Annotated in this window: 15 protein-coding genes; 2 read left to right on the top strand and 13 right to left on the bottom strand. The window is 43.5% G+C overall.

Annotated features, from left to right (window positions below):
• Window positions 1–20: 20 nt before the first annotated feature.
• From AC6R05_RS07595 to matP, 3 genes are all read right to left on the bottom strand, one after another.
• The gene (locus AC6R05_RS07595) at window positions 21–329 is read right to left on the bottom strand and encodes a hypothetical protein (protein ID WP_500647037.1); all 309 of its coding nucleotides are present in this window, start codon (window positions 327–329) and stop codon (window positions 21–23) included.
• 97 nt (window positions 330–426) lie between these two features.
• Complete coding sequence (locus tag AC6R05_RS07590) at window positions 427–735, bottom strand: DUF3634 family protein (protein ID WP_500647036.1); 309 nt, start codon at window positions 733–735, stop codon at window positions 427–429.
• A gap of 18 nt (window positions 736–753) precedes the next feature.
• Window positions 754–1,209 (bottom strand): macrodomain Ter protein MatP, encoded by a 456-nt coding sequence (matP, locus tag AC6R05_RS07585; protein ID WP_150872368.1) that lies wholly within the window; start codon window positions 1,207–1,209, stop codon window positions 754–756.
• Window positions 1,210–1,398: 189 nt separating this feature from the next.
• On the opposite strand from matP, the gene AC6R05_RS07580 reads away from it, so the two are divergent.
• Complete coding sequence (locus AC6R05_RS07580; protein ID WP_500647035.1) at window positions 1,399–3,048, top strand: S16 family serine protease; 1,650 nt, start codon at window positions 1,399–1,401, stop codon at window positions 3,046–3,048.
• Window positions 3,049–3,119: 71 nt separating this feature from the next.
• Window positions 3,120–3,635 (top strand): bifunctional 3-hydroxydecanoyl-ACP dehydratase/trans-2-decenoyl-ACP isomerase, encoded by a 516-nt coding sequence (gene fabA, locus AC6R05_RS07575; RefSeq protein WP_032549106.1) that lies wholly within the window; start codon window positions 3,120–3,122, stop codon window positions 3,633–3,635.
• Window positions 3,636–3,821: 186 nt separating this feature from the next.
• Here the strand turns inward: fabA and rmf are convergent, their stop codons facing one another.
• From rmf to pepN, 10 genes are all read right to left on the bottom strand, one after another.
• The gene (gene rmf / locus AC6R05_RS07570) at window positions 3,822–3,995 is read right to left on the bottom strand and encodes a ribosome modulation factor (RefSeq protein ID WP_084181794.1); all 174 of its coding nucleotides are present in this window, start codon (window positions 3,993–3,995) and stop codon (window positions 3,822–3,824) included.
• Window positions 3,996–4,155: 160 nt separating this feature from the next.
• Entirely contained in the window at window positions 4,156–5,883 is a 1,728-nt protein-coding gene (locus AC6R05_RS07565) for a DUF3466 family protein (RefSeq protein WP_500647034.1), read from the bottom strand.
• Window positions 5,884–5,892: 9 nt separating this feature from the next.
• The gene (locus tag AC6R05_RS07560; RefSeq protein WP_500647033.1) at window positions 5,893–7,809 is read right to left on the bottom strand and encodes an ABC transporter ATP-binding protein; all 1,917 of its coding nucleotides are present in this window, start codon (window positions 7,807–7,809) and stop codon (window positions 5,893–5,895) included.
• Window positions 7,787–8,047, bottom strand: coding sequence for a glutaredoxin family protein (locus AC6R05_RS07555; protein WP_084181796.1), 261 nt, complete (start codon window positions 8,045–8,047; stop codon window positions 7,787–7,789). Before AC6R05_RS07555 ends, AC6R05_RS07560 begins: the two co-directional genes overlap by 23 nt.
• Before the next feature lie 28 nt (window positions 8,048–8,075).
• Window positions 8,076–10,196, bottom strand: a complete 2,121-nt coding sequence (gene rlmKL / locus AC6R05_RS07550) for a bifunctional 23S rRNA (guanine(2069)-N(7))-methyltransferase RlmK/23S rRNA (guanine(2445)-N(2))-methyltransferase RlmL (protein WP_500647032.1) — start codon at window positions 10,194–10,196, stop codon at window positions 8,076–8,078.
• 496 nt (window positions 10,197–10,692) lie between these two features.
• Complete coding sequence (locus AC6R05_RS07545) at window positions 10,693–11,241, bottom strand: cell division protein ZapC (RefSeq protein WP_032549115.1); 549 nt, start codon at window positions 11,239–11,241, stop codon at window positions 10,693–10,695.
• Window positions 11,242–11,437: 196 nt separating this feature from the next.
• Window positions 11,438–12,448 carry a quinone-dependent dihydroorotate dehydrogenase gene (pyrD, locus tag AC6R05_RS07540; RefSeq protein ID WP_500647031.1) on the bottom strand — a complete coding sequence of 337 codons (1,011 nt, stop codon included), beginning with the start codon at window positions 12,446–12,448 and terminating at the stop codon, window positions 11,438–11,440.
• A 256-nt stretch (window positions 12,449–12,704) separates the two neighbouring features.
• Window positions 12,705–17,549 carry an NAD-glutamate dehydrogenase gene (locus tag AC6R05_RS07535; RefSeq protein WP_500647030.1) on the bottom strand — a complete coding sequence of 1,615 codons (4,845 nt, stop codon included), beginning with the start codon at window positions 17,547–17,549 and terminating at the stop codon, window positions 12,705–12,707.
• A 228-nt stretch (window positions 17,550–17,777) separates the two neighbouring features.
• The gene (locus tag AC6R05_RS07530; protein ID WP_084181798.1) at window positions 17,778–17,996 is read right to left on the bottom strand and encodes a DUF2835 domain-containing protein; all 219 of its coding nucleotides are present in this window, start codon (window positions 17,994–17,996) and stop codon (window positions 17,778–17,780) included.
• Between the two features lie 170 nt (window positions 17,997–18,166).
• The gene (pepN, locus tag AC6R05_RS07525) at window positions 18,167–20,773 is read right to left on the bottom strand and encodes an aminopeptidase N (RefSeq protein ID WP_500647029.1); all 2,607 of its coding nucleotides are present in this window, start codon (window positions 20,771–20,773) and stop codon (window positions 18,167–18,169) included.
• Window positions 20,774–20,824: the final 51 nt, after the last annotated feature.

Genomic DNA, 20,824 nt, shown 5'->3' with positions numbered 1-20,824 from the left:
GCGTTAAATCTAGTTTGTCGTTAAAAACTTATCTGGATACGAATGAATTTTTCATAGCTTTGGTACCGATACTGTTTCTTAGGTACTGCTTTTTTAGCTAGCTTACATAATTTCGCATCACCATGAGTCCTAACTCGATGAACTTTGGTGAATGCTTTGCTGTGCTTCATTTCCAGCATTAAATCACAAAACCCATCAAGCTCACTATGCCCTTTAGCATTCAGTGTTTTGATAATTTGAGACTTAATCTTCTTCGCTACCGGGTTAACCAACGCATCATCAGCAACAGAAACTTGAGAAAAGAGACAAAGAATCAGTAACCTTTTCATAATACCTCCTTTGACTGAAGGTATTATGCAGGTCAAATTTGAACAAATTGAATGAGTTTAGAATGGTACAATACTAGTCAGTTAGCGTTATCAGAATTTACGCTCTCTTAGAGCCTTTCGATTTAAAGCCATTATGAGGGAAAACGTTACGAATACGTTGTTGAGTACTTTTAGGAACCTGTTTGGAGAACTTTAAGTTGTAGCCCGAGCGTTTCGCATAAACCTTTAGCTCACCATCAAAGCTTTGATTACGGCCAATTTCTTGTAAGTTGTGTTTAAAACTTGGTGGCATGTGCCCTTTAAACTGAGCTATTCGCCCTTTTTCAAAAGTCACTTTAAGTACAGGCCTATCAATTGCAACCAACCAAAATACGAGTGCTGCCCCAATAAGAATCACATACATCATAACAGCCGCCTTAAATCACTATTTATCGTCAGATAGCAACGCACTCAAATCTTCTTTGAGGCTTGTTACTGTTTTGCTTGCTTGTTCACTTCTTGATGCTTCACTTACCAAATATTCAATCGCGTCAGAAAGCGTACAGCCTAGTTCATTGGCTCTTTGTGAAAGTTTTTCCCAAACGCGATAATCTAAATCAATCGACTTTTTCTTGGTATGGACTTGTTCGGCGTTAAAGTGGCGCTTACGTTTAGCTCGTATAGCCTGCTTTAGCTTGTTGTCGAGCTCTAGCGACATGTGTTCTTCTATCCACTCAAGAACGCCTGTTGGTTGGTGTTCTAACTTAAGAAGATTCTGTACAGCAACATCTGCTTCACTTGAATCGATATGACGGGTAATGGATTCACCTTCCTTCCATTTTTTTACCAGATAGTTCCATTTCCAACCACATTCTAAGTTTTCAAGCTGCTGATATTTCATGTCAAATCCCAAACGTTAATTCTAGTGACAGCGTAACCCAAATTACCCAATTAGACAATTGATCAATTAAAAGAATAGACCAAGATCATACTTATATTGCTTGGTTTATTACGATTAAACAGATACTTCTATTAGGCATTGTCGTTTTTCTATATACTCCCTGTCTCTTTACCATTTTTAGTAGATTCAATGACTCAAGTAGACTGGCGACATGTTACGCCACAATATGATGAATACGTACATCAGTTAGAGCAATACCCTAACCTAACGCCTTTTTCATTTACTCAGATTCAGCATAGATTCCGTGATGCCTTAAGTCGCTTTGTACGCTTGTCTAGCCTATCACGCGTGTTACTCGTCAACGCACCTGATAATGCCATCTATCGTCAACTTATCATTGAATCATTGAGTCTCTCTACTTCAGACGACAATCACCCTGTAATCAGAACAGAATCACTTAATGCAGAAGCACTGTTCGATCAAGTTGAGTCAAAAGATGGACAAGTAATTGCAACCAAGCAAGGCCTGCTTTCTAAAGCCGACAATGGATTTCTTATTGTATCTGCGAATCTTATCCTCGCGAACCCAGGAAGCTGGCTATTACTTAAGTCTGCCTTATTAGGAGATGAGATTGATCCAATCAGAAGCAACCCAGATCATCTATGTGCACCACAGCTACCTCGTACATATAACATCAAGCTCATCATAGTTGGTGATCGTGGCCAAATGGGCGACCTTGACTATTTAGACAGCGACATCCGCAGCGGCTTTTGCCTTTTTAGTGAGATTGAACAAGATCTTAAGTTAGACCAAGAAAGTTTGGTTGAATATTTAGGCTATCTAAAATGGCTACAACAACGCTATCAGTTACCAGAGCTTAATGTAGAAGCTGTTACAGCCTTACTTTGCGCTGGTGCTAGGGAAGCTGAAGATCAAACATATACCCCTTTGTGTCCAATTTGGCACAACACTTTGCTTAGTGAAGCGGCTATTGAATCAAACAACACTGAAATAAATAGTATTCATATCGAGCAAGCCTTATCACACAAATACCAACGTGAGTCTTATCTACCGGAGCGAGCTTTAGACGATATCCTTGATGGACAAGTGATCATTGAAACTCAAGGTGAGCAAGTTGGCCAGGTTAATGGTTTAACCGTTATTGACGTCCCTGGACACCCTATCTCTTATGGTGAGCCTGCTCGTATTTCATGTGTGATCCACTTTGGTGATGGCGATATCTCTGATGTAGAACGCAAAGCCGAACTCGGCGGTAACCTACACGCTAAAGGCATGATGATCATGCAAGCGTTTGTGAGTGCCTCACTCAACCTTGAAGACCCGCTACCATATTCCGCATCAGTTGTATTCGAGCAGTCTTACTGCGAAGTTGATGGCGACAGTGCCTCGTTGGCAGAACTGTGTTCACTTGTCAGCGCCCTTTCAGAGTACCCTATTAATCAGCAGATTGCCGTTACAGGTGCTGTTGACCAATTTGGCCGCGTACAAGCTGTTGGAGGGTTGAACGAGAAGATCGAAGGCTTCTATCACGTCTGTAAACATCAAGGACTAACAGGCGAGCAAGGTGTTATTCTACCGCATACAAACTTAAAGCATTTAGCGCTTCAACCCGATGTCGTTGAAAGCATCAAAAATGGACAATTTCATATCTGGTCTGTATCGAATGTAGATGAAGCAATTCCTCTTATCATGAACAAACCATTTAGAGACGAAGAGCAAGAAAGCGTTCTTAGCAAAATCGCGGAACGTATTGAAAACTTTGAAAGACATGAACATCCGCCAGGAATTGTGGAACGCATCAAAAACTGGTTTGTCTAGTACTGATCGGACTTGTTTAGCGTACACCTGTTCACTAATATGCACCTATCAAAAATTGGAGTAAATTGATAATGCAAAACAAACGTGATTCTTACACTCGCGAAGAGCTTCTAGCATCAAGCCAAGGCGAACTATGGCCACAAGGCCCTCAACTTCCAGCACCAAACATGTTGATGATGGATCGCATCACTAAGATGTCAGAAACTGAGGGTGATTTTGGTAAAGGTCTAATCCTTGCTGAGTTAGATATTACTCCAGACCTATGGTTCTTTGATTGTCACTTCCCGGGTGACCCTGTAATGCCTGGTTGTCTAGGTCTAGACGCAATGTGGCAACTAGTTGGCTTCTTCCTAGGCTGGGTTGGCGGCGAAGGTAAAGGCCGTGCTCTAGGTGTAGGTGAAGTTAAATTTACTGGTCAGATCCTACCTACTGCGAAAAAAGTAACGTACGAGATCCACATGAAACGTGTCGTTAACCGTAAGCTAGTAATGGGCTTAGCAGATGGTCGCGTTCTTGTAGATGGTAAAGAAATCTACGTTGCAAAAGACCTAAAAGTTGGCCTTTTCCAAGATACGTCTTCTTTCTAAAAGAGTTCTAAAGATAAAGCTGCTAATTGCAGCTTTTCTTTTGCGTCAAACACATTAGTTATAGTGCATTAAATGGTTGGTTATTTGCTGTAATCATTAAAGTTGCCCCCTCCACCAGCTTCTCGTTCACAAAAAATAACAAGGCCCCGAAAATCGGAGCCTTTGAAATCCTTGACGTTTGTCCTATTACTTATAGAGACCTGCTTGTTTGTCATCTTTGGCATCACGCCAACCACCTAGCCAATACGACCGAGAATCCATTTGGCTATACGGGCAAGCTTCTTGCGACCTTCCATTTAAACCAGCCTTGTAGCCTTGAGATTGTGCTCGTTCTAGGCGATCACGCTTTTGTCTCTTCATAGTGCAGTCCTCATACGGGTGTCCATTTCTAAACATATAATGATTACAACATCGTGGAGTTTCTGTGACTCCAACTTTAAGAATTAACCAAGATCCTACTTTTCTCAAGGCGAAAAAAAGCCCAAGTTCAGAACTGTGAACTTGGGCTCAAGAGCTAAAATTATTTAAATTTTCTACGGAACCCGAGGAAACCAAGCAGTGTCAAAGCGAAAATACCCAGGCCTGCGCCTTGACGTTCAACATTCTGAGAATCAGTTCCACGCGCTTGTATATCAGCAGACGTTGCACCAGAAATTGGAACCAGTTTTACAGCGACAACTTCCTCTACTGCATCAGATGATGCATTTCCACAGTATGAGTTATGCGACGTTGTGTCATACTGTTGTGCCACGCCATTCACTGTACATTTGATAGCAGTTGCTGAAATAACACCTGCGTCATTGATATCTGATGCATCGATGATACGGAAAAAGTTATTCTGGTCTGAGAAATCTTGACCATCAGCATTAGCACCGTTGGTCAGGTCGTCTAACCACCAAGCTTTGCTATCGAATAATGCGATTCTCGAAGGGTCTGTACCGTCTGCTTGATACGGGTAAATAAAACCACGATGGCGACGCTCGCTACCATCGACTTCTCGAATAGTATCGGCGTCAACTTGGCCAACAAACTCATTAAAGTTGTTAAGCGCTTTAGCTTCCGAACCTGCACCAGTGAAGAACAAAGAGCTCTGTAATGTAAAGTTTGCAGAAGGAGAACCAGAAGCGATGTTATCAACAACAAATGCTTTGTTTGCGGCTGAACCACTTTCTGGCACATAGCCATTACGTTTTGCATAGCCAACAGCTAGAAGATTATCATTTATATCGGCCACAACCGAATTACTGTAAACAGCATCATCATTAGAAGATCCTGAATTTACTTGAGCACCAGAAACTTGCTTCGTTTCCCAAGTAGCCGAAGACAGATCAATGCCATTGCTTATGAACACACTAGCGTTCATGTCTTGTAGATCGCCACTACCATTAACTGTGTCAAAGCCGACTCCGTATAACTTACCGTCTTTCTCGGCGAGTCCACGCATACTACCTTGAGCAAAGTAATCCCCTGTCTGAGGAATATCGCCTTGAATCCATGTAAGTTGCTGAACATTACCAGCATCCCAGATTGCTGCCTTAGAGCTAAACGTAATCGTAGACGTTCCTGTATTCGGCTGATCTACAGATATACTGCCGTAGTTGACAACAGTACCGTCGCTAAGTGTTTTAGCGCCCCAAGCGCGAGACTCTGAAGCTGCAATTACAGGAACAGTAGTCACCGCGTTGTTGCGAATATCATTACCATTTGACTCGATGCCAATAGGTGCAGCAGCGCTATCAAGGGCGTTAATGACAACATTATGTGTGCTGATAGAAGAAGTGCCGCCTTCTACGAATGCCTGAGCATTAACATGTGTTAGATCATTGATTTCTAACTTCCAGGTATTCCAGCGCTGTAAGGCCCAACTTTCACAAGTTGAATATCTTAATTCACGAAAGCAGTAGCTCTCAAAGTCGTTAAACTCTTGGATATATTGAAACGCAGCATCCATCGCAAAAGGCACTTCTTCACGATAACTAACACCTTCAACCGTATTACGTGTTTCGCCCGCTAACTTAAACGAACCGATTGCACAGTTTGTCGCGTTAGAATCGAAACAACCCATAGCAAGTTCATTAGACCCATCCGTCGCACTACCAGGTTGAATAGCAACACCGAAAGTTTCAGTTGCGTTCGTAATCGCTGCAGGTTTCTCTACCTCAACGACTTGGTATAAGGCAGCGTTAGCGTTCGTCGCAGCCAGTACTAAGGCTGCAATTGTCGTTAACTTAAAATTCGTACTACTCATTATTACTTCTTAACTTTCCTGTTGTAGTGCCTCGAGCTCTTCCCAACGCTCAAAAGCAACTTCTAGCTCATGCTCTGCAGCAGATAGCTTATCTAAAACTGGTTGTGTCTGCTCTACAGGTTTTGAGAAGAAGTTAGGTTCATTCACTTCTTCCTGAAGAGTTTCAATTTGGGCTTCCAATTCCTCTAAACGCATAGGTAACGCTTCAAGCTCTCGCTGTAGCTTATACGATAACTTCTTAGGTTTAGCCTTAGCTGGCGCAGTTTTGGGAGTTTCCTCAACTACTTTTGCTTTCTTTGATGGCTTTTCAACCTGACGCGACTGAAGAACTTGCGCTCGTTGTTGTTGAGCGTCGTGATAGCCACCAACAAATTCTTCAATAACGCCATTACCTTCAAAGATCCAGCTTGTCATAACCGTGTTATCTACGAACTGACGGTCGTGGCTTACTAAAAGAAGCGTCCCCTGATAGTTGGCAAGCAAATCCTCTAAAAGTTCCAAAGTTTCGATATCTAAATCGTTAGTTGGTTCATCAAGAATCAACAAGTTGTTCGACTTGAGGAAAATACGAGCAAGCAACAGTCGGTTCTTCTCACCACCAGAAAGAGCTTTAACCGGCGTGCGTGCACGTTTAGGTGAGAATAAGAAATCTTGTAAGTAGCTTAACGCGTGTCGTTCGCGACCACCGACCGTCACTTCCTGCTTACCGTCTGCAAGGTTATCAATAACTGATTTCTCTGGATCTAAAATCTCGCGGTATTGGTCGAAGTAAGCCACTTCGAGTTTAGTACCACAATGCAGACGACCAGAATCAGGCTTAAGCTGGTCTAATAGAAGTTTAAGGACTGTACTCTTACCACAACCGTTAGGGCCGATCAGTGCAATGCGGTCACCACGCATAATGTTGAAGCTGAAATCTTTCACGATCTCTTTGCCTTCAAAGCCAAAGTTCAGGTTCTCTGCTTCGAATACAATCTTACCTGAACGCTGTGCATCATCGATTTGAATAACGGCTTTACCCTGCACTTCACGGCGATTCTTACGCTCTTCACGGAGCTTTTTAAGTGCACGTACACGCCCTTCATTACGAGTACGACGAGCCTTGATACCTTGACGAATCCACACTTCTTCTTGAGCAAGCTTTTTGTCGAACTCAGCGTTTTGCATCTCTTCGACGCGAAGCGCTTCTTCTTTCTCGACAAGGTAATTGTCGTAATCACCAGGGAACGAGCTCAACTGCCCACGATCTAAATCAACGATACGAGTCGCCATCGACTTAATGAATGCACGGTCGTGAGAGATAAAGATGATAGAACCACGGAAGTCTTTTAAGAAACCTTCTAGCCACTCGATCGTTGTTACGTCTAAGTGGTTGGTCGGCTCATCAAGAAGTAATACGTCAGGGTCGCATACAAGCGCACGAGCTAAAGCCGCTTTACGCTGCCAGCCACCTGACAAATCGGTTAACTTAGTGTTTGGAGACAGTTTCAAAGCCCCAAGAACATTGTTAACGCGATCATCAAAGCGCCATGCGTTCGCATGATCCAACTCTTCTTGAACACGAGCTAAACGGTTAATGTTCTTCTCACTTGGATCTTCCGCAATAAGATCCAATAGATCGTGGTAGATCTTTAGCTTCTTACCAATTTCCGCTAAGCCACCAGAAACATACTCATAAACCGTTCCCTCTTCATTACGAGGAGGATCTTGTTCTAAGCGCGATACAACAACATCTTGTGTCACTTGCATCTTACCGTCATCCATAATGATCTCACCAGCAAGAACCTTCATTAAGGTTGACTTACCAGCGCCATTACGGCCTACCAAACAAACACGCTCATTTTCTTGCAAAGCGAAGTCTGCACGATCTAATAATGGGTGATCGCCAAATGCTAACTGACCATTATGAATTGTAAGTAATGCCATTCTTTCTTAACCAATCGTTTAATTCTAACAAGCCAAAGGGCCAGTTCAGTTCTGTACTAATATTGCCGTCGGAGCTTTCGTATTTGAGTACGGGAATAGTGACCCCGTAACGGGAAAATAGCTCATCATCAAAAGCAATATCAACCACTTGAACGTGCTGGCTAATGTTTAACTGTTCCGTAAGTTCAAATGCCATCTCACATAGATGGCACCCTTCAGTACTGTATAGTGTCAGCACTTATCTATCCTTATTCGTGCACAACACATTACTTGTGAGTAATAACCCAACAGTTATGGATGTGCTTATTACGTGCGAAATCTAGAGGCAATGTCTTACCAGAAATGTTCTGTGCTTTAAGGCCTAACGCCTCTAGGCCTTCTAGATCCATTTTAAAGTGACGTTTGTTGTTCGAGAACACAATCGTGCCTTCTTCACGAAGAAGGCGTTTTAGATTCTCCATCAACTGAAGGTGGTCACGCTGTACATCGAATGTCTGCTCCATACGCTTAGAGTTAGAGAACGTTGGTGGATCGATAAAGATAAGATCGTAGTTACCATTCTCTTTTGCTAGCCATTGTAGACAATCAGCTTGAACAAATTGGTGTTGGCGGCCTACTCGACCGTTAAGCTCCATGTTTTCTTTTGCCCACTCTAGGTAGGTATTCGACATATCGACAGTCTTAGTCGTGCGAGCACCACCAACCGCAGCATGAACTGTTGCAGAGCCGGTGTAAGCGAACAGGTTCAAGAAATCTTTACCCGCTGCCATCTCACCAATGCGGCGACGTGTTAGTTTGTGATCCAAGAAAAGACCAGTATCTAAGTAGTCGTGAAGGTTGACAATAAGCTTCACACCGTATTCGTTCACTTCGAGGTTTGACGAATCTTGAGATAGCTTTTGATACTGAGAAGAACCCTTTTGCTTCTGACGCACTTTAAGAACGACATTGTTCGCTTCTACGCCTGTTACCTGAATAGATGCGCGAATGATGTCTGTTAGGCGGCGTTTCGCCTTCTCTTCAGGAACGTTCTTCGGTGCTGCATACTCTTGAATCACAAGGTGACCCGGATAAACGTCAATAGCGACGTTGTATTCTGGAAGATCTGCGTCGTAGATACGGTAGCAGTCAAGTTGTTCTTTCTTCGCCCATTTACCAATTTTGCCAATGTTCTTTTTCAAACGGTTAGCAAAATCAGGTGCAATTTGTTGTTCTTGCTGCTCAGAAGGACGCTCTGACATAGGACGATCAGAGATTGAGTAGTTCTTTTGGTGACACGGTAACGCACCATTGTTCAATTTGAACTGTTTGTCAGCACGCATACGCAGGCAACTTAGCAGTTCATCAGAACTAGAGAAGATTGACGCATTGCAACCGCCAAACTCTGATTTCAATTGAGCACCAAATGCTGTGTACAGTGCGATAAGGCCCGGTTCTGTACCTAGACGTTCACCATATGGTGGGTTCGATACAATAACACCGTTATCAAACTCAGCAGGACGTTTCACTAGCGCCGCATCACCCAATTCGAATTCGATTAAGTCTTCAACGCCTGCACGGCGCGCGTTATCACGCGCTGTTTTCAAAACGCGTGCGTCGTTATCATAGCCGTAGAACTTGCACTCTACTTTTTTCAAACCGCGACGAGCTTGAACATTGGCTTCTGATTTGATTTCCGCCCATAGCTCAGCATCAAAGTCTTCCAGCGCTTGGAAGCCCCACTTCTGACGTTTAACGCCTGGCGCCATATTTGCTGCCATCATTGCCGCTTCGATAACTAACGTACCCGAACCACACATTGGATCTAAGAATGGTTTGGTCGCATCCCAACCACTACGTAGCAGGATTGCTGCAGCTAAAGTCTCACGTAGAGGTGCACGACCAGACTCTGGACGATAGCCACGTTGGTGAAGACCGCTACCAACCATATCAACGCCTAAGATCGCTTTATCACGGTGCAGACGAACATGGATACGAATATCTGGGTTCTCTTTACTGATATTTGGACGAGGTAACGATTTCTTTTCGAAGCAGTCGACAACCGCATCTTTAACCTTCATAGCACCATACTGGCTGTTGCGAATCTCACGGTTAGTACCGTTAAAATCAACCACAAAACGCTTAGAGCTATGGAATTGATTTACCCAGTTTACTGCCGTCGTAGAAAGGTACAGATCCATGTCATCTTGACAGGTGAACTCAGAAAGCACACGTACAAATCTTGAAGCCAAACGACTCCACAAACAACAACGATAAATTTGCTCATTCGTCGCTTTGAATTTAACACCTGCTTGAACAGGTTTTGCGTTTGTAATCCCTAGTTGGGTTAGTTCTTCAACTAATAAATTCTCAAGGCCGTTTGAGGTAACCGCTAGATATTGATTCATAGTGTTCTTTTATTGATAAAAATGAGCTCGATTATACCTTATTTGAGTCAATAAGCGTCACTCGAAACACATCTTTTCATTGATTCTTCTACCTAATTGCTCAGCAAATGTTCATTGAGCGAAGCAGTCGCTAACTCTCTAAGCCAAGATATACCTTGCGCTCAAAAAACAACCTTATAACAGACTCTATGCACTAAATATTCATTCTAACATAGGTTTTTGAATTATTATTCCGCCACATTTTGGTATATACCAGACGCAAGCAAGGGGTGTAACTCGGTTACAAAGCCACTTAAACAGGGAATTTTGTAGGCCTATTTCCAGAAATAGGCTCAGAGATGTGTTGAAATTAAGTTGAAAAAATAAGCTTTGGTTGTGTGAAAAAGCACCTCATAGACAAATTATCTATGGGTGATTTGGTTGGATTCCAGAATTTCAGGTATAAAAAAATCGACCCTGGGGTCGATTTTCTTGAGTGTGAGAGCGTTGTTTTTGACTAACCAACCATCGCTATGTGGCGGTGATGATGCAGGATAGCATTTGCGTCTACCATTCTATCGTGCATCACTTTAATGGAATCACCAAACTGAAGTGCTTTTGATGAGGTTAGATTAAATTCATCAAGGTCTACTGAAGCACATAAACTCGCGTTCTCTCCAACCTCTAGCACAATGAAGTAACCTAAACTGTACTGGTTATTCATACGCACAATGTCGCCCTCTTCTGGGCATTCATGGCCTTGAATCTGAGACTCAAAAAACCAACTTTTCGGTTGAACAGGTTTATGGAAGCGCTTTGCAGCAACACAGTATAGTGCCAGTTCTGCTTGACGGGGCTCAGAAAGCTCTAGCCCGGAGATCTGTTCTTTGAAAGTCTGGTAGGAAGAAGCATCATCAACAGTGAATTCGTTCTCTTTAAATGCACAATCCACCAGCTTGTTACGGACGAGGTTAGTTTTGAAAATCATATCCTCCCCCAGATTTAGCATTAATGAACATTGCTGTTCATCGTAGTACCAACTCCATGTATCACTAGGTTTAAGCATCGTTTCGTCTCACACTGTTGAAGCATTCCATTAGGTAAAACGCAAAATTACCCTTCAATGCAGTAATTTTACTGAGCAATAGGCAAAAAAAAAGAGGAAATGAAATTCCTCTTTTCTCTAAAACTCAGCGAGTTACAGTGTATCTTTTAGTGATATCTATCAACTTATAACGTGACGTTCAAGATCGTCCCTAACATTATAGGTTTTTAACAATATCACTCACTAGACTTGGACCTTTGTAAATGAAACCTGAGTAAACTTGAACAAGTTTAGCACCAGCCATCATTTTCTCTTTTGCTGCCACGTACGAGTCAACACCGCCTACCCCAATGATAGGAAGCTTATCACCTAACTCTTCGTGAAGCTTACGAACGACTTCAGTGCTGCGAGATTGAACTGGACGACCGCTTAGACCACCAGCTTCGTCAGCATGCTTCATACCTTCAACGATTGAACGATCCAGTGTTGTGTTGGTTGCGATCACACCATCGATCTTATTCTTGATCAACGATTCACAGATTTGGCTGATTTCATCATCACTTAGATCCGGTGCGATCTTAAGTGCAAGTGGGACATACTTACCGTGTTTCTGTTCTAACTCAGCTTGCTTAGTTTTTAGCTCAGCTAGAAGCTCATCTAGTGCTTCACCGTATTGTAGAGAACGAAGTCCCGGAGTATTTGGTGAAGAGATGTTTACAGCAATGTAGCCTGCGTACTGATAAACCTTTTCCATACAGATTAGGTAATCTTCAGCGCCCTTCTCAATTGGAGTATCTTTGTTCTTACCGATGTTGATACCAAGAATGCCATCGTAGTTTGATCTCTTAACATTCTCGACTAGGTTATCGACACCAAGGTTGTTGAAACCCATACGGTTGATAATACCTTCCGCTTCAACAAGACGGAAAAGACGAGGTTTGTCATTACCCGCTTGAGGGCGTGGAGTAACAGTACCGACTTCAACAAAGCCGAAGCCCATTGCACCGAATGCATCAATACACTCGCCGTTCTTATCTAAGCCAGCAGCAAGACCAACTGGGTTTTTAAACGTTAGCCCCATCACCTCTACAGGACGATGCGGTAACTGTTGACGGTAAAGCAGATCGACAGGAGTGCCAGTGAAACGCTTGAAGTTTTGAATTGCAAGATCATGTGCCTTTTCGGCATCAAGTTGGAAAAAGCCAGTTCTGGCTAGACGGTAAAGCATTGTGCCTCCGATAGAAAAAAGCCCCGTGTAAACGGGGCGATATTATTTACTTATTTACCCAACAATTCAATCTATTACTACCAGTAAGGGTAAGATAATTCGAATTCTTAACAAAGTTCGTCAATAATTAGGCAAACGTTATCGTCTATCTGCTTGGAACTTAAAGTAATTAACAATCTCGCCCTATTTTGACGCATAAAAAATGGCAGCCCCACTCGGCCGCCACTTCATATCGGTACTTAAGTTACCCTAAACCTTATTGGTCTTTCGACATACAGTTTAGATTAAGAAGCATAAGTTCACGTAAAGCTACTGAGAACTTAGCAAACTCATGAACTGAGCCGACTTTAAACTCGTTTAGGATGCTTTCCCAGCGATGCAGTGATACTGCATTACTTTCCATCCAATCATCCAGTGCCTTAATCACATCAAGGTCAGCTGCACAGCCACATGTTAGAACTTGGCCGGTTAGTTGACGTTGCTGCCAATCAAGATCTTCACGGAATGCAGCACGAGCCAGTGCTTGCCAGTTATTGTCTACTGCTTGGCTATTGATCTGTTTCAAGAACCAGTGCAGTGATAGACGGTCACCAAGGTTAAAGTATAATTTAGACGCTTGCTCAACTGTTTTACCCGTTTCACGAGCTACTGTGGATATATCCAGTGCCGAGTATAGGCTAGACAAACGCGCTACCGAGTTTGCTAACTCTTCTTCAACACCTTGTTCTACCCAAACCTTAGCTACTGAGTTGTGCTCTTCAACTTCTGCAGCTACTAACGTTTCATCAAGAACCTTAGTAATCGCATTCACATCTCCACGGTATAGCTCAATCAGTGCAGTCACAGACTGTTTGCCAGGACGGTTTCTTAACAACCAACGGCTGATACGACGCATCGCACGACGAACGTGGAAGATAAGATCGTATTGCGCGTCAGACGAAGCCACGTTATCTAGGGCACGAATACGCTTAAGCACATCACCAAAACCGTAGATCTCACGTGATGCTGTGTAAGCATTAGCGATATCAACGATGTCTGCGCCCGTCTCTTCTTGAAGACGAGTCACGAAATTACAGCCCATTTCGTTAACCATTTGGTTAGCCAGTGCGGTTGCAATGATCTCAGCGCGTAGCGGATGGCTATCCATGTGCTGCACATAGTTACGGCGTAACTCAGTTGGGAAGTACTGGATCAGCTGTTGCGCATGGAACTCATCGTTCGCAATCTCATCACAAACAAGATCTTCTTTCAGTACCATCTTAGCGTATGCAATAAGTACAGATAGTTCAGGACGTGTTAGTGCGTTACCCTGCTTCTCACGCTCAAGCAGTGTCTCATCATCTGGAATGTACTCTAGACCACGATCTAGGTAACCCGCTTTCTCCATAGTATGAATAAAGCGAATTTGCTCTTTCACTAGGCTCACACCTTGGTGCTCGGTTACAGAGATAGACTCAGCTTGGCAGTATGCATCATCCAGTACAATCTCACCGACTTCATCTTCCATCGACTCAAGTACTTGGTTACGTTGCTTAACCGTTAGATCGCCATTTGATACAAGACCATTCAGGAAGATCTTAATGTTAACTTCGTTATCCGAGCAGTCAACACCACCAACGTTATCAACAAAGTCAGTATTTACGCGACCACCAGCTAGACCATACTCAATACGACCCAGTTGAGTCATACCTAAGTTACCACCTTCACCAACAACTTTCGCTTGTAGGTCACGGCCATCGATGCGTAACACGTCGTTTGCACGGTCACCTACATCAGTGTGAGTCTCATTTGAAGATTTCACATAAGTACCGATACCACCATTCCAAAGTAGATCCACCTTCATAGACAAGATCATCTTGATCAAATCATTTGGCGCTAGAGATGCTTTCTTAGTACCAAGCATCTTTTGGATTTCAGGTGTCAGAGCAATTGACTTAGAACGACGAGAGAAAATACCGCCCCCCTTAGAAATCAGCTCTTTGTTGTAATCTTCCCAGCTAGAACGCGGCAGATTAAATAGGCGGTTACGCTCTTCCCAGCTGCTCGCAGATTCTGGATTCGGGTCGATGAAGATATGCATGTGGTTAAACGCAGCTTGCAGACGAATGTGCTTAGATAGCAACATACCGTTACCAAATACGTCACCCGCCATGTCACCTACACCAATTGCAGTGAAGTCGGTAGTTTGACAGTCGATGCCCATTTCACGGAAGTGACGCTTAACCGATTCCCAACCACCTTTCGCAGTGATACCCATCGCTTTGTGGTCGTAACCGTTAGAGCCACCCGATGCGAATGCATCACCCAGCCAGAAGTTGTATTCAGCAGACACTGAGTTCGCTAAATCTGAGAAGGTTGCGGTACCTTTATCGGCTGCAACAACCAAGTACGGATCATCTTCGTCATGACGAACAACACTCTTAGGTGGAATTACTTCACCTTCGATGATGTTATCGGATACATCCAGCAATGCGCGAATGAAGCGTTTGTAACAACGTTGACCTTCAGCAAAGATTTCGTCACGGCCAGTCATTGTGTGCTGACGCTTACATACAAAACCACCTTTCGCACCAACAGGAACAATAACTGTGTTCTTAACTTGTTGCGCTTTAACTAGACCAAGAATCTCGGTACGGAAATCTTCTTGGCGATCTGACCAACGAAGACCACCACGAGCTACTTTACCGCCACGTAGGTGAACACCTTCAATGTCTGGTGCGTAAACGAAGATCTCAAATGCCGGAACTGGTGCCGGGATATCTGGAATCTCGCTTGGCTTCATCTTAAGTGCTAGCCATGGTTTTGCTTGCTTGTTCTCGTCTACTTGGTAGTAGTTAGTACGAAGCGTTGCACTGATCATTTCCATGTAACGACGAATGATACGATCATCATCCAGGCTCTCTACATGATCTAACTGCTCAGTGATTGTGTTGATAAGATCTTGTTGACCTTTCGCGCTGCCTTTGTGTTTAGGATCAAAGCGCTTGGCAAACAGCTTAACCAGACCTTTTGCAAGTTCAGGGTAATGCGACAGTGTTTCTTCAATGTATTGTTGACTGAATGGGAAGCCGACTTGACGCATGTAACGAGCATACGCACGAAGGATAGAGATTTCACGGCCTGATAGACCAGCACCCAGTACTAAGCGGTTGAAACCATCACTCTCTAGCTCACCAGCCCAAATCGCAGCGAATGCTTGTTGGAAAAGATCACGCGCTTCACGAAGATCAATCGTCTCTTCGCTCTTATGCAGCATTGAGAAATCAAGGATCCAGTATGTAACGCCATTAGTCTTACGAACTTCATAAGGCGACTCACCAATCACGCGAAGACCTAGATTTTCCAACATAGGCATAACGTCTGAAAGGTGGATTGGCTCATCACTGTGGTAGAAAAGCTTTAGTCGAACCGCTTTCGAGTCCGCTGCCTCTTCTTGTGGGCGGTAGAATAACATGCCCAGCTTGTTTTCTTCAGTCAGAGCTTCCAAGCGCTCAATGTCTGCAACCGCAGAACCTGGCATCATGTCTTCTTTGTATGAACGTGGGAATGCACGCATGTACTCTTTCGACAGAGGAAGTCCCTTGCTCTCACCAAAGTTTGCAATGATTGACTCCGATAGGCGGTCATCCCAAGTCGATGATACTTCCATTAAATTCTGCTCGATTGTCTTAACGTCAACGTCCATGTTGTTGTTATCAACACGAACAATGTAATGCGTTCTAGCCAGTGGGCTTTCAGAGAAATAAGTCGTGAACTCAACTTCTTGCTCACAACCAAAGTACTGCTTAAGGATACGTTGAGTTTGACGACGCAATTCAGTGTTGTATCGGTCTTTCGTCACATACACCATACAGCTAAAGAAGCGGCCGAACGGGTCTTTGCGAACAAACAGACGCAATAGATCGCGATCTTGCATCTGTACGACACCAGTACCAACTTCTAACAACTCTTCTTCACGAGCTTGAAGAAGTTCGTCGCGTGGGTAGTTTTCAAGAATATTATGCAGTGCTTTGTAAGAGTATGAGCCTTCACGGTAACCACTTGCTTCCAGAATACGCTCTACCTTCTCGCGCACGAGTGGGATCGTTTCTACTGTGTGGTTATAAACTGCAGATGTGTAAAGACCTGTGAAACGGTGCTCACCGATCACTTTACCGTTCTCATCAAACTTTTTAATTCCGATGTAATCGGTATATGCCGGACGGTGGATACGTGACGCTGTATTACCTTTCGTTAGAATAAGAACGTAAGGCTTCTTAGCTTCTAGTCTTGCCGAGTCAGAGAATTCAGACAGTTTTACATCACGGACACGATTTGAGTTCGCGAATAAACCAAGGCCTTGCTCTTCCGTTGGTTTTAAAACTGTATCGCCATCAACAGATACTAGGTCGTACTCTTTGTATCCCATGAAAGTGAAGTTGTGCTCACCTAGCCAACGCAAAAACGCAACGGTTTCTTCGAAACGTTTTTCGTCAACTGGAATAGAATCTTTTTGCGCTTCAACTTGGTCTGTAACCGTTTGTAGTCGCTCAACCATTTTCATCCAGTCATTAACAACCAGACCAGTATCGCGGAAGATCGCCAGTAACTCTTCTTTCAGTTGAGTCATTTCAGCTTTGCTGCTTAAGCGGTCAACCTCAATGTGGAACAGTGACTGGAAAACACCTTTGTTAGCGCTAACACCGACGACATCGCCTTTGTCTGAACGAAGAATTTGAGTTGGGTTGTGGAGCATTAAGTGAGAAGAGAGATCAAGGCGTGTTAGTGCCATTTTTACCGAGTCGACAAGAAATGGGCTGTCTGGCACCACAATTTCAACAATCGTGTGCGTTGATTGCCAACCTTGACGACTAACCGTCGGGTTGAATACTCGCACAGAGATATCGTCGGCTTTCTTCTCATTGATGTGATGCCATAAGCTAACTACAGCACCGTATAAATCGGATTCGTTTCTCTGGATAAGGTCGTCGTGAGAAACATTACTAAACATGTGTTGAGCAAGTTGAGTTACTAGAGGTCGATGAGCAAGGTCTAGTTTGTCTTGAATCAGTTTGTACACTTTTTCAAGCAAAACTGGAACCACAGTTTCACGTGCGGTCATAGTCACACTCCACAATTAAAATTGTATTTTATTATTAGGGGGATCACTCAGCTCGCTCGAAAACAGGGCTCTAAACCTCTGGTTTCACAAGCGAGTTAAGCAAAGGTAATGCATCCATTTATTGTAAAAGCATTATTGAAAAATAGTTAATAATTTTCGGGCTGGTAGGAGGTGAAATGTTTGATTATGTGATTAAGATTCCTTTTAACTCTCTAGTTATGGCGAGGCTTACAGAGCTTCTAACTTAATAAACTTATTATTTTGGTCAGTTGTTAGTCTAAACAGCCCTTTCACCCCTATTTGTGTAAGAAATGGTCTGAATCGAGTTGCAGGTAATTGGAGCCTTAAACCCGTCGTCGTAATAACATGTACGTTACTTGCGGCCCCCGAATAATTCGCCAAAAATTGCTGATAAGTAATGTTGAGTCTGAAATGGTAGCTGTTCATACAACACCTGTATAAATAAACAGTATCCCGAAAAATCGGCACTTTTGATTAAAAAGCCAGCAATACGAATGTATTACTGGCTTAAATTTAAACATTATCTGACTATATCGCTTTTCGCTGTATAGTTAGAAGATAATCTCGCTAAAGTTAGCAGAGAATCATGACCTAGATTACGCCTCAAGCGCTTTCGTCACTTTCTCAAACAGGTCTTTTGCAAGATTGTCCATCGACTTTAACGTCTCAAGTTCCGCTTTGATCAACGCTTGGCGCTCTTCGTCGTATTTACGGAATTTAAGTAGTGGGTCAATCAATCGAGAAGCAACTTGCGGGTTGGTGCTGTTTAGCTCACGCAGGATCTCACCCGCAAACTCATAGCCCTTACCCGACTTGTCATGGAACTGAACTGGGTTCATGTTCAGGAATGAGCCAACCAAGTTACGTGTACGGTTCGGGTTCTTCAAGCTAAATGCTTGATGGGACATAGATGCTTTGATCACTTCTAGCGCATCCCTACTTGGGTTGGTACCTTGCAGTGCAAACCACTTATCCATAACCAAACCGTCATGCTTCCACTTATCGCTGTAGTCAGCCATTAGCGTTTCACGACACGCAAGTTGTGCACTGTTCGCCGCACCCATTGCTGCCATCGTATCTGTCATATTATTCGCAGATTCGTACATCTCAACCGCCAGATCATTACCAAGCTCTGTGTGTGCGAGGTAGGTCAAGCAAACTTTACGCAATGTACGCTTACCAATTGAGTCATGATCGATGGTGTACTCTTTTAGCGCATGGCTATGGTATACAGCAGCCAGTTCATCTTGCAGTTCTGTAGCCAGTGTTACTTTCATTGATTTCAGTACAGATGCAATTGCATCGATATCGACACGCTCATACCAACCCGACACTTCATTGTGGCTTGGTAGTGATAGCATCTCAGCAATAAACGCGGGTTCAAGAGTTTCACTCAGTAGTACTCCACGGAACGCATCAACGACCGAAGTAGACAGTTCAAACTCTTTACCTTGCTGTACATTCGCTACATTACTGCGGATGTATTTTGCCAATAGCATCTGGCCTGCATCCCAACGAGAAAATTCATTGCGAGCGTGAACCATCAAGAAGATAAGTTCTTCGTCTGAATAATCATATTCAAGTTTCACAGGTGCAGAGAACTCACGCAGTAGAGATGGAATTGGTTGCTCTTGAACGTTATCAAATACGAAGGTTTGCTCCGCTTCTTTGACATCTAACACATTGCCTACTCGCTCACCGTTACATTGTAACTCAATCACATCGCCTTTCGATGTGTAGAGTTCGATGTCGAAAGGAATGTGTAGCGCTTGTTTTTCAGATTGCTCGTGTGTTGGCTCAGTGCGTTGGCTTGTTTTCAACGTGAACTGTTTAACTTCTGCATCGTAGTGACTTTCTACAGATAAAGTCGGTGTACCCGATTGGCTGTACCATAAACGGAACTGAGTCAGATCCACACCTGATGCATCTTCCATTGCAGCGACAAAATCTTCACAAGTCGCCGCTGTGCCATCATGGCGCTCAAAGTAAAGCTTCATGCCTTTTTGGAATCCCTCTTCACCTAGCAAAGTGTGGATCATACGAATGACTTCACTGCCTTTCTCGTAAACCGTCAAAGTGTAGAAGTTATTCATTTCGATCACTTTCTCAGGACGGATTGGATGAGACATTGGGCTCGCATCTTCTGCAAACTGAGGACCACGAATAATACGAACGTTATTGATTCGGTTTACCGCTCTTGAACCCAGATCAGAGGAGAACTCTTGGTCGCGGAATACGGTTAGACCTTCTTTTAGGCTTAATTGGAACCAGTCGCGACAAGTAACGCGGTTACCAGTCCAGTTGTGGAAGTACTCGTGGCCAATTACCGCTTCGATACCGAGGTAATCTGTATCCGTTGCTGTTTGGTCATTAGCCAAAACAAACTTAGAGTTGAATACGTTAAGACCTTTGTTTTCCATCGCACCCATGTTGAAGAAATCAACCGCTACGATCATGTAAATATCTAGGTCGTATTCTAAATCGAAGCGCTCTTCATCCCACTTCATCGAATTTACTAGCGACACCATCGCATGATTCGCACGGTCTAGGTTGCCTTTATCAACAAAGATTTCTAAATCAACATTGCGGCCAGATTGAGTCGTGTATTTGTCACGCAGTACATCAAAGTCACCTGCAACCAATGCGAACAGGTACGCTGGTTTTGGATGCGGGTCTTCCCACTTAACCCAATGACGGCCATTCTCTAACTCGCCTTCATCGATACGGTTACCATTGCTCAATAGGAATGGGTTTTCCGCTTTGTCAGCGATGACTGTCGTAGTGAACTTAGCCAATACATCAGGGCGATCCATGTAATAAGTAATACGACGGAAACCTTCCGCTTCACACTGAGTACAGAAAGCGCCACCAGACTTATATAAGCCTTCTAATGCGCTGTTACCTTCCGGGTTCACTTCCGTCACAATTGTAAGATCAAGCTCTTGCGGAAGATCTGTCAATGTTAGTTGCGTTTCAGATTGCTCGTACTGAGTCCACTCTGCGCCATTGACCGACACAGATACCAGCTTCAAGCCTTCACCATCCAGTACCAGTGTTGAGCTTTCCTTTTCTTGCTTCACCTTAGAAACGGCGGTCACGATAGAAGCCGTGTCATATAGGTCAAATGTTAGGTCTATCTCTGAGATACTATGAGAAGGTGATTGATAATCTTTACGATACTTGGCTTGAGGGGTATGTGCCATGACTTGTTCCTTTTGATCGTTATGCGTAAATTTGAAATAACTGTATATATC

This window comes from Vibrio sp. R11-SG3-ISO9 (genome assembly GCF_059834255.1).
The sequence above is the reverse complement of the archived record's forward strand: the minus strand, read 5'-3'. Positions and strand labels throughout refer to the sequence as shown.

Excerpts from the sequence above, each read along its gene's own strand:
- AC6R05_RS07595 (WP_500647037.1), bottom strand. The coding sequence starts at position 329 with ATGAAAAGGTTACTGATTCTTTGTCTCTTTTCTCAAGTTTCTGTTGCT.
- AC6R05_RS07590 (WP_500647036.1), bottom strand. The coding sequence starts at position 735 with ATGATGTATGTGATTCTTATTGGGGCAGCACTCGTATTTTGGTTGGTT.
- matP (WP_150872368.1), bottom strand. The coding sequence starts at position 1,209 with ATGAAATATCAGCAGCTTGAAAACTTAGAATGTGGTTGGAAATGGAAC.
- AC6R05_RS07580 (WP_500647035.1), top strand. The coding sequence starts at position 1,399 with ATGACTCAAGTAGACTGGCGACATGTTACGCCACAATATGATGAATAC.
- fabA (WP_032549106.1), top strand. The coding sequence starts at position 3,120 with ATGCAAAACAAACGTGATTCTTACACTCGCGAAGAGCTTCTAGCATCA.
- rmf (WP_084181794.1), bottom strand. The coding sequence starts at position 3,995 with ATGAAGAGACAAAAGCGTGATCGCCTAGAACGAGCACAATCTCAAGGC.
- AC6R05_RS07565 (WP_500647034.1), bottom strand. The coding sequence starts at position 5,883 with ATGAGTAGTACGAATTTTAAGTTAACGACAATTGCAGCCTTAGTACTG.
- AC6R05_RS07560 (WP_500647033.1), bottom strand. The coding sequence starts at position 7,809 with ATGGCATTACTTACAATTCATAATGGTCAGTTAGCATTTGGCGATCAC.
- rlmKL (WP_500647032.1), bottom strand. The coding sequence starts at position 10,196 with ATGAATCAATATCTAGCGGTTACCTCAAACGGCCTTGAGAATTTATTA.
- AC6R05_RS07545 (WP_032549115.1), bottom strand. The coding sequence starts at position 11,241 with ATGCTTAAACCTAGTGATACATGGAGTTGGTACTACGATGAACAGCAA.
- pyrD (WP_500647031.1), bottom strand. The coding sequence starts at position 12,448 with ATGCTTTACCGTCTAGCCAGAACTGGCTTTTTCCAACTTGATGCCGAA.
- AC6R05_RS07535 (WP_500647030.1), bottom strand. The coding sequence starts at position 17,549 with ATGACCGCACGTGAAACTGTGGTTCCAGTTTTGCTTGAAAAAGTGTAC.
- AC6R05_RS07530 (WP_084181798.1), bottom strand. The coding sequence starts at position 17,996 with ATGAACAGCTACCATTTCAGACTCAACATTACTTATCAGCAATTTTTG.
- pepN (WP_500647029.1), bottom strand. The coding sequence starts at position 20,773 with ATGGCACATACCCCTCAAGCCAAGTATCGTAAAGATTATCAATCACCT.